This window comes from Dietzia sp. DQ12-76, assembly GCF_014145045.1.
Classification (GTDB): Bacteria; Actinomycetota; Actinomycetes; order Mycobacteriales; family Mycobacteriaceae; genus Dietzia.
Genome location: NZ_JAALDV010000087.1, coordinates 1 through 9,606, shown reverse-complemented (window position 1 = coordinate 9,606; position 9,606 = coordinate 1). Strand labels below are relative to the sequence as shown.

Here is a 9,606-nt window from a genome sequence, read left to right as displayed (position 1 = left end):
GGCGTGAGGGCGCGGCGGGCGGTGGCGGGCGCGGGTCGCGAGGTGCCCCGTGCGAGACTGGCATCACAGTTCCGCGCCATCACCTGGAGGGTCCATGACCGACGCCGCCGACACGCTCGAGCAGATCCTCGACGACCGCTACAGCTGCCGAGGGTTCACGTCCCAGCCCGTCCCCGACGAGACGATCGACCGGATCCTGCAGATGGCCCAGCGCACGGCCTCGTGGTGCAACTCCCAGGCATGGCAGGTCGACCTGGTGAGCGGGTCGGCGACCTCCGGGTTCGCCGCGCACCTCACCGAGTACGTGATGAACAACGGCATGCGATCGGATCTGCCGGCACCTGAGCGCTACGACGGCGTGTACGGCGAGCGCCGGCGGGAGAGCGGGTACGGCCTCTACACCGCGCTGGGCATCGAGCGCTCCGACAAGGAGGCGCGCCTGACGCAGATGTTGGAGAACTACCGGTTCTTCGGCGCCCCACACGTCGCGGTGATCACCTCGGACGCGGGCCTGGGCACCTATGGCGCGGTGGACTGTGGGGGCTACGTGGCGACGTTCCTGGCGGCGGCGTCCTCACTCGGCGTGGCCACGTGCGCCCAGGCCGCCCTCGCGCTGTACTCCGACGGGGTCCGCGAGTACCTGAGAATCAGCGACGACCGGATGATCGTGTGCGGCATCTCCTTCGGGTACGCCGACCCGGAGCACCCGGCCAACACCTTCCGGGCCGGCCGCGCGGACCTCACCGACGTGGTCCGCCGCCACGGCTGACGGGTTCCGGGCGGGCTCGGTGGTCCGCCGCCACGGGTGAGCGGGGCCGGTGGTCCGCCGCCACGGCTGACCAGGTTCCGGGCGGGCCCGGTCCGTCAGTAGAGTTCGCGGTTCTTGGGCTTGCCCGAGATGGCCTGGCGCACCTGGTTCCCCTTGTAGATCGCGACTATCCCCGCGAGTATCGCCACCACGGTGAAGAACGAACTGGCGAACAACGCGATCGGCAGCGCCACCACGGTCACGCCCAGCGCGATCGCCGTGGTGCGGGCATCCTTGCGCACCTGCTGCTTCTGGGCCTCGATCGAGTTCGGTTGGTAGGGCTGCATGCTCATGATGTCAGGATTCCACATCTCGCAGCCGCGCCGCGTTCTCGGTGGTCGCCACCCCGGCGGGCTCCCATTCGACGCCACCGGACGTCCGGGTAGCCAGGATCGGACCCAGCACCTCGAGGTCACCGGCCACCGTCAGTTCGACCCGCCCGCCGTAGTCCACGCCGAGCACCTGCGCCCCCGCTGCGCGAACGGCTCCTTCGAGGCCCCCTGCCAGTGAGTGGTCGACCTCGGCCCGCCACGTCTGGGTTCGTGTCACCTCCACGATCCGACCCGCCCGCCACGCCTCGTCGACCGCGGACGACACCGCGGAGCCGTACGCCCGGACCAGCCCGCCCGTACCGAGTCGCGTTCCGCCGAACCACCGCACGACCACCGCCCCGACCCCTGTCACCCGACTTCCGCGGAGTACCTCCAACATGGGGGTGCCGGCGGTTCCGGAGGGTTCGCCGTCGTCGTTCGAGCGCTCGATCCGGCTGGACCCGGGGACGTCCACCAGGAACGCGCTGCAGTGATGGCGCGCGTCCGGGTGGGCGCGACGGAGGTCGGAGATCAGGTCACGGGCGGCGGCCTCGTCGTCACACCTCCTCAACACCGCGAGAAACCTCGAGCGCCTCTCCTCGTACGTGCCCGTGACGTCCGGGCCGGCGGACAGCCTGAGCACACGAGTCGCGGAGTCGGTCATCGGACCAGTATCGCCGCGCCGCCCCCGCTCGCCCACATTCCCTACCCTGGGGGTGTGACCTCCGCGAGCAGTGACACCTTCTCCGTCTGGGCGCCGACAGCCGAAGCCGTCGGTCTGGTCCTGGACTCCGCCGACGCCGATCCTTTTCCCATGACCCGCGCTGCCGACGGCTGGTGGTCCTCGACCGTCGTGCGGGAGCAGGGCAGGGACTACGGGTTCGTGGTGACGGGCGACGACGGCCAGACGAGCGATCCGCGTCCCGACCCGCGGTCGCCGCGCCAGCCGCACGGCGTGCACGGACTCTCACGGGTGCACCGGGTGGACGCCACCCGCTGGTCAGACGCGCACTGGACCGGTCGCCAACTGGCGGGGTCGGTCCTGTACGAGATGCACGTGGGCACCTTCTCCCCCGGCGGCACTCTGACCAGCGCGATAGATCACCTCGACGACCTGGTGGAGCTGGGCGTCGACATGGTCGAGGTGATGCCCGTGGGTGCGTTCAACGGGGAGTACGGCTGGGGTTACGACGGGGTGGCGTGGTTCGCCGTGCACGAGCCGTACGGCGGCCCGGACGCGTTCCAGCAGTTCGTGGACGCCTGCCACGCCCGCGGGCTCGGCGTCTGCCTGGACGTGGTCTACAACCACCTGGGCCCGTCCGGGAACTACCTCCCGGAGTTCGGCCCGTACCTGTCCGCGGCCGACGGACCGTGGGGGTCGGGGCTCAATCTCGACGGACCGCACTCGGGCGAGGTGCGTCGGTACATCATCGACAACGCCCTGCGCTGGTTCGACGAGTTCCACGTGGACGCCCTGCGGTTGGACGCGGTCCACGCCCTGCACGACGGCTCGGCCGTGCACCTGCTCGAGCAGTTGGCGGTGGAGGTGGAGTCCCTCTCCGCCCACCTCGGACGACCGTTGTCCCTGATCGCGGAGTCGGACCAGAACGACCCGCGGCTGGTCACCGCGCGCGAGGGCGGCGGGCTGGGCCTCACCGGGCAGTGGGACGACGACGTGCACCACGCCGTCCACGCCGCGGTCTCCGGGGAACGCCAGGGCTACTACGCGGATTTCGGCTCCCTCGAGGCGTTACGTCAGGTGCTCACCGGGGCCTTCCTGCACGCGGGGACATGGTCGGCGTTCCGGGGCCGGGTCCACGGCCGCCCGCTGGACGTCGAACGGGTGCCGGGCAGCCGCTTCGTCGCCTACACCCTGACCCACGACCAGGTGGGCAACCGCGCCGCGGGCGACCGGCCGTCGGTGAACCTCACCCCGGCCCAGCAGCTGGCCAAGGCCGCGATCATCCTGTGCTCCCCCTTCACCCCGATGTTGTTCCAGGGCGAGGAGTGGGGCGCCCGGACCCCGTTCTGCTTCTTCGCCTCGCACCCCGAACCCGACCTCGCCGAGGCCGTGCGCCGGGGACGGACCCGCGAGTTCGCCGAGATGGGATGGGACCCGGCCACCGTGGCCGACCCCCAGGACCCGGAGACGTTCCGGCGGTCGGTGCTGGACCGGTCCGAGCAGTCCGAGGACCAGCACGCCGGGATCCTGCGCGGGTACCGTGCGCTCATCGCGCTACGGCGGGCCGAACCCGAGCTCAGCGATCCGTGGCTCGGTGCGGTGCGCGTGCGGTGCGGGGTCGAAGCCGACGACGGCCGCTGGTTGATCGTCCACCGCGGCTCTCTGGCGTTGGTGGTGAACCTCGGAACCGAACCGAGCAGGGTCCCGGTCACCGGCGACGAGGTGCTCACTTCGGGAGCGGTGGTCGACCATGACTCGGTCTTCTGTCAGGCCTTCGGATTCGCGGTGGTGCGCACCCACACGGTGACGGGGTAGACCGGGCTCAGGTCAGGTACTCGTACGCCGCGGTTCCGGGCTCGAGCCGCTCGCAGTCGATACGCGAGGCGTCCATGCGTTCGAGCAGTGAATGCAGACCGGTGGCCGAGCCGAGTTCGATGCCCACGAGGGCGGCCCCGTACTCGCGGTTGTTCCTCTTGAGGTATTCGAACTGCGTGATGTCGTCCTCCGGCCCCAGCACCTCGTCGAGGAACCGACGCAGCTGACCGGGTTCCTGGGGGAACTTGACCAGGAAGTAGTGCTTGAGGCCCTGGTGGACCAACGACCGTTCGATGATCTCGCTGTACCGCGAGACGTCGTTGTTGCCTCCCGAGATGATGCAGACGACCGTCGCACCCTCCTCGATGTCGAGCTGGTCCAGCGCGGTGACCGCCAACGCGCCGGCGGGCTCGGCGATGATCCCCTCGTTCTGGTACAGCTCCAGCATCGCGGTGCACACCGCGCCCTCGTCCACCGTGAGGACCTGGATCCGCTCGGTCATCGAGGAGATCACCCCGAACGGGAAATCGCCGAGCCGGGCCACTGACGCGCCGTCGACGAAGGTGTCGACGGTGTCCAGGGTCACCGGTTCCCCCGCTTCCAGGGCCCTGGTCAGCGACGGGGCCCCCGCGGGTTCCACCGCGATGACCTTGCAGTCAGGGGCGTACTCCGCCAGGTAGGTCGCGAGCCCGCCCACCAGTCCGCCACCGCCGACGGGCACGACCACCGCGTCGGGGACGCTGTCGAGTTGCGCCAGTATCTCCGCCGCGATGGTCCCCTGGCCGGCCATGGTGTCCGGATGGTCGAACGGCGGGACCATCGTCGCGCCCGTCCGCTCGGCGTCCGCGCGGGCGGCGGCCTGAGCCGCGTCGAAATTGACGCCGGTGACCACCAGCTCCACCCAGTTGCGTCCGTGGGCGAGGATCCGGTCGCGCTTTTGTTTGGGGGTGTTGGTGGGAACGTAGATGCGGCCGTTGATCCCCAGGCTCCGGCAGGCGAAGGCGACGCCCTGGGCGTGGTTACCCGCACTCGCGGTCACCACTCCGGCGCTTCGCTCGTCACCGGTCAGCTGCGACATCAGGTTGTACGCACCACGGATCTTGTACGACCGGACCGCCTGCTGGTCCTCGCGCTTGAGCAGGATCGTCGCACCGGTCTGCTCACTCAACCGCTCGCTCTGGTGCAGCTCGCTGGCGAGGATCACATCGCCGATGCGGCGGGCAGCGGTGTCGATGTCGTCGGGGGTCACGACCTGGGTCGCGGCGGAGTCGGTCACGGTCACGACGACCAGTGTCCCACCGCGCGGTCTGTCACCGCCAACTGGTCATCCGGTGAGGCAGCCCGGCCCGAGGAGCGCCTTGAGATCCCCCATGAGCGAAGACGATGTCTCGACCCGCAGATGGTCGTCCAACCGCAACACCGTGGACGACGTCCCGTTGACCAACCGCAGGTGGACGTCCGAGGGACCGGGGTGCCGCCCGAGGACCTGCTTGAGGGCGGTGACCGTCTCGATGGTGCACATCTTCGTGGGCAACGTCAGCGCCAGCGGGGCGCCGTTGCCACCCACGACCAGGTCCGGCACCTCGAGGGTGTCGCCGAACACCGAGACCCGGTCCTCGCGGATGTTGATGCGAGCCTTGACCAGGACGACAGCGTCCTCGGCGATGTCGAGGGCGGCGAGGCGATAGGTCTTGGGGAAGAAGAGCACCTCGACGCTGCCGTTGAAGTCCTCGATCGTCACGATCGCCCACGGTTCGCCGTTCTTGTTGACCCGCCGGTCCACGCCGGAGATGATCCCGCCGATCGTCACCGCGGTGCCGTGCGGGAGCTCGCCCTCGTGGATGGTGGCGATCGACGTGTCGGTCTTGGCGGCGAGCGCGGACTCCAGCCCGTCGAGCGGGTGGCCCGAGACGTACAGTCCCAGCATCTCCCGCTCGAGCGCCAGCTTCTGCTTGATGTCCCACTCCTCGTCGGGGACCCGGACCGCGAAGACGTCACTGAACGCCGAGGCTCCCCCGGCGTCCTCCGCATCCCCGCCGCCGAACAGGTCGAACTGACCCACCGCCTCGGCCTTCTTGGTGGACATCACCGACTCGACCGCGTCGGCGTGGACCAGGAACAAGCCCTTGCGCGGGTGTCCCAGGGAGTCGAACGCTCCGGCCTTGATCAGCGATTCGGTGACCTTCTTGGTGCACGCGGTCTGGTCGATCTTCGCCAGGTAGTCGGAGAAGTCGGTGAACTCCCCCTTCTCCTTGCGCGCGGACACGACGGAGTCCACCACGTGCGTACCGACATTGCGGACCGCACCCATCCCGAAGCGGATGTCCTCGCCCACCGAGACGAAGTTGGTGAGCGACTCGTTGACCGACGGCGGCAGCACCCGGATCCCCATCTGCCGGCAGTTGGACAGGTACAGCGCGGCCTTGTCCTTGTCGTCGCCCACGGAGGTGAGCAGGGCGGCCATGTACTCCGCCGGGTAGTTGGCCTTGAGGTAACCGGTCCAGAACGACACCAGCCCGTAGCCGGCCGCGTGGGACTTGTTGAATGCGTAGGAGGCGAACGGCTCGATGGTGCCCCAGAGCGCGTCCACGGCCTCCTTGGAGAACCCGCGCTCACCCATGCCGCCGGAGAACTTCTCGTACTCGGCCGCCAGGACCTCTGCCTTCTTCTTACCCATGGCCTTGCGGAACCCGTCGGCCTCACCGGCCGTGTAGCCCGCGAGTTCGCGGGAGATCGCCATGATCTGCTCCTGGTACACGATCAACCCGTGGGTCTCGCCCAGGATCTCCTTGAGCGGCTCCTCCAGCTCCGGGTGGATCGGGGTGAGCTCCTGTTTGCCGTTCTTGCGGTCGGCGTAGTTCCAGTGCGTGCCCATCCCCATCGGCCCGGGTCGGTACAGGGCGAGAGCGGCCACGATGTCGTTGAAGCCGGTGGGCTTCATCCGCTTGAGGAGCTCGCGCATGCCACCGGAGTCCAGCTGGAACACCCCCAGCGTGTCGCCGCTGGCCAGCAGGTCGTAGGTCGCCTGATCGTCGGTGCTGAGCGTGTCGAGGTCGATCTCCTCGCCGCGGTTGGACTTGATGTTCTCCAGGCAGTCGCCGATCACAGTGAGGTTGCGCAGGCCCAAGAAATCCATCTTGAGCAGGCCGATGTCCTCGCATGAGGGGTAGTCCCAGCCGGTGATGAGGGCGCCGTCCTGGGCACGCTTCCACATGGGGATCACGTCGAGCAGCGGCTCGGAGGACATGATCACCGCACACGCGTGGACGCCCGCCTGGCGGACCATGCCCTCCAGCCCGCGGGCGGTGTCGTAGATCCGCTTGACGTCCGGGTCCGTCTCGATGAGCTGGCGGACCTCCGAGGCCTCGCCGTAGCGCTCGTGCGTGGGGTCGGTGATGCCCGACAGGGGGATGTCCTTGGCCATGATCGCCGGCGGCAGGGCCTTGGTGATCCGGTCGGCGATCGCGTAGCCGGGCTGGCCGAAGTTCACGCGGGCGGCGTCCTTGATGGCGGCCTTGGTCTTGATGGTGCCGAACGTGATGACCTGGGCGATCTTGTCCGAACCCCATTTCTCGCTGGCGTAGCGGATCATCTCGCCGCGGCGGCGGTCGTCGAAGTCGATATCGATATCCGGCGCGGACGGGCGCTCCGGGTTGAGGAATCTCTCGAACAGCAGGCCGTGCTCGATCGGGTCGATGTTGGTGATCTTGAGTGCGTAGGCCACGAGCGCACCCGCCGCGGAGCCCCGGCCCGGACCGACCTTGATCCCGATGGAACGGGCGTACTCGATGAGGTCACCGACCACGAGGAAGTACCCGGGGTACCCCTTGCCCTTGATCACCTCGAGTTCGAACTGCGCGCGGTCCAGGTACTCCTGCGGTACCCCCGCGGGAAAGCGCCACTCCAGACCCTTGTGGACCTCACGGGCCAGCCACGTGTCCTCCGTCTCGCCCTCGGGCACCGGGAACTTGGGCATCCGGTCCCTCGGGGCCCAGATCTCGTCGTACGGCTGGACGCGTTCGGCGATCCACAGCGTGTTGTCGCACCCACCGGGGACCTCGGGATCCCACTGGGCCCGCATCTCGTCGGCGGACTTGAGGAAGTACCCGTCGCCGTCGAACTTGAAACGGTTCTCGTCGGCGAGGGTCTTGCCCGTCTGCACGCACAGCATCGCCTCGTGGGCGTGGGCCTGTTCGCGGGTGACATAGTGGCAGTCGTTGGTCACCAGCGGCGGCATACCCAGGTCCCTGCCCAGCGCGACCAGGTCCTCCCGGACCCGTCGCTCGATGTCGATTCCGTGGTCCATGAGCTCCAGGAAGAAGTTGTCCTTCCCGAAGATCGACTGCCACTTCTCGGCCGCCTCGTAGGCCTCCTTGCGCTGACCCAGGCGCAGGCGGGTCTGGATCTCTCCGGAGGGGCATCCGGAGGTGGCGATGATCCCCTCGGAGTGCTCGGCGAGGATCTCGGCGTCCATGCGGGCCCACTTACCCAGTTGTCCCTCGTACGAGGCCAGGGAGGACAGCAGGAACAGATTGCGCAGACCGGTGGCGTTCTCCGCGAGCATGGTCATGTGGGTGTAGGCGCCCGACCCCGCGACGTCGTCACCCTTCTGGTGCTTCTCGCCCCACAGCACACGCTTCTTGTTGAACCTGGACTCGGGGGCGACGTACGCCTCGATGCCGATGATCGGTGTGATCCCGGTCTTGACGGCCTGCTTGTAGAAGTCCGAGGAGCCGTACATGTTCCCGTGGTCGGTCATTCCCACCGCCGGCATCCCCAGCCTGGAGGCCTCGGCGAACAACGGGGTGATCTGCGCCATCCCGTCGAGCATCGAGAACTCGGTGTGATTGTGCAGATGCACGAACTGGGATCCGCCCACGCAGCATTCCTCCTACGGCTTGTCCGGCCCAGTGTAGGTCGCCGCTCCGACACGACCCGAAACCCCAGCACGCGCCGAGCGTGGCGACCGCCCCGCCAGCGTGAACACGATCACCGCGGTCCAGATCAGCGCGAAACCGGCCCACTGGACCGCGTCCAGCCGCTCGCCCACCACGAGCAGTCCCCAGGCCATCTGCAGGATCGGGATGATGTACTGCAGCATTCCCACGGTGGCCAGGGGGATGCGCTGGGCGGCCGTCGCGAACAGGAGTAGGGGCACCACGGTCACCACTCCGGAGGCGGCGAGCAGCGCCGAGTGTCCCACCCCGTGCCCGGTGAACGTGCCCGAGCCGGTCACACCCAGCCACACCAGCACGGACAGGGCGAGGGGGGCGATGACCAGCACCTCCCCGGTCATCCCGACCACCGGGTCCGCACGGAGCTTCTTCTTGACGACCCCGTAGAAGCCGAAACTCGTCGCGAGCAGCAGCGAGAGGTACGGGACGTGTCCGTATCCCGCGGTGAGAACGCCCACCGCGACCACGGCGAGGGCCACCGCGCCCACCTGTGGCCGGTTCAGCCGCTCGCGGAAGATCAGGACCCCGAGCAGGACGCTCACCAGGGGGTTGATCGTGTACCCGAGCGCGGCCTCGGTGACCCGTTCGGAGTTGACCGTGTAGACGTAGACCCCCCAGTTCACGGTGATGAACCCGGCGGCCCCGGCGATCCGCGCCCACGAGAGACGGTCGAGGGACCACAGCTGCCGCCACCGCCGGGTGACGGAGAGCACCAGCGCCATGATCACCAGCGACCACACGACGCGGTGGCCCACGATCTCGACCGCACCCGCGGGTTCGAGCAACGGGAAGAACGCGGGGAAGAACCCCCACAGGGTGTAGGCACAGGCACCGGCGAGCATCCCGATCGCCACGGACCGGTCGGTGGGGTCCCGCTTCCCGATCACCACGCCACGGTCACGCATCCGTGCCATCCCGGCTCCCTGACGTTCACGCCGACGGGACGGGCGCGTCGTCCGGCAGCGGGAGCGCGGCGTCCACCTGCTGTGGTTGGAGGGGCCGGACGGCGAACCGCTGCCACACCGCGTCGGCCGG

The 9,606-nt window shown here is 68.8% G+C and carries 7 protein-coding genes; 2 read left to right on the top strand and 5 right to left on the bottom strand.

Annotated elements, in window-relative coordinates; all coding sequences use genetic code 11:
- Window positions 1-94: 94 nt before the first annotated feature.
- Complete coding sequence (locus tag G6019_RS04180) at window positions 95-769, top strand: nitroreductase (protein WP_182612446.1); 675 nt, start codon at window positions 95-97, stop codon at window positions 767-769.
- A gap of 95 nt (window positions 770-864) precedes the next feature.
- On the opposite strand, the gene G6019_RS04175 is transcribed toward G6019_RS04180, so the two are convergent.
- Together G6019_RS04175 and G6019_RS04170 are read right to left on the bottom strand one after the other, a co-directional pair.
- Complete coding sequence (locus G6019_RS04175) at window positions 865-1,101, bottom strand: hypothetical protein (protein WP_095717309.1); 237 nt, start codon at window positions 1,099-1,101, stop codon at window positions 865-867.
- Between the two features lie 4 nt (window positions 1,102-1,105).
- A complete protein-coding gene (locus G6019_RS04170; RefSeq protein WP_182612448.1) occupies window positions 1,106-1,783 on the bottom strand; it encodes an IMPACT family protein in 678 nt (225 codons plus the stop codon).
- Window positions 1,784-1,837: 54 nt separating this feature from the next.
- On the opposite strand from G6019_RS04170, the gene treZ reads away from it, so the two are divergent.
- Window positions 1,838-3,616, top strand: coding sequence for a malto-oligosyltrehalose trehalohydrolase (gene treZ / locus G6019_RS04165; protein ID WP_182612449.1), 1,779 nt, complete (start codon window positions 1,838-1,840; stop codon window positions 3,614-3,616).
- A gap of 7 nt (window positions 3,617-3,623) precedes the next feature.
- On the opposite strand, the gene ilvA is transcribed toward treZ, so the two are convergent.
- From ilvA to rarD, 3 genes are read right to left on the bottom strand one after another with little or no spacing between them, the layout of a single operon-like run.
- Window positions 3,624-4,898 carry a threonine ammonia-lyase IlvA gene (gene ilvA, locus G6019_RS04160; protein ID WP_107756234.1) on the bottom strand — a complete coding sequence of 425 codons (1,275 nt, stop codon included), beginning with the start codon at window positions 4,896-4,898 and terminating at the stop codon, window positions 3,624-3,626.
- 42 nt (window positions 4,899-4,940) lie between these two features.
- On the bottom strand, window positions 4,941-8,495 hold the full coding sequence (gene dnaE, locus G6019_RS04155) for a DNA polymerase III subunit alpha (protein ID WP_107756233.1): 3,555 nt from the start codon (window positions 8,493-8,495) through the stop codon (window positions 4,941-4,943).
- 12 nt (window positions 8,496-8,507) lie between these two features.
- On the bottom strand, window positions 8,508-9,485 hold the full coding sequence (gene rarD, locus G6019_RS04150) for an EamA family transporter RarD (RefSeq protein ID WP_241725869.1): 978 nt from the start codon (window positions 9,483-9,485) through the stop codon (window positions 8,508-8,510).
- Window positions 9,486-9,606 lie beyond the last annotated feature (121 nt).

Coding starts and splice junctions, on each gene's coding strand:
- G6019_RS04170 (WP_182612448.1), bottom strand. CDS start 1,783: ATGACCGACTCCGCGACTCGTGTGCTCAGGCTGTCCGCCGGCCCGGAC.
- G6019_RS04175 (WP_095717309.1), bottom strand. CDS start 1,101: ATGAGCATGCAGCCCTACCAACCGAACTCGATCGAGGCCCAGAAGCAG.
- G6019_RS04180 (WP_182612446.1), top strand. CDS start 95: ATGACCGACGCCGCCGACACGCTCGAGCAGATCCTCGACGACCGCTAC.
- rarD (WP_241725869.1), bottom strand. CDS start 9,485: ATGGCACGGATGCGTGACCGTGGCGTGGTGATCGGGAAGCGGGACCCC.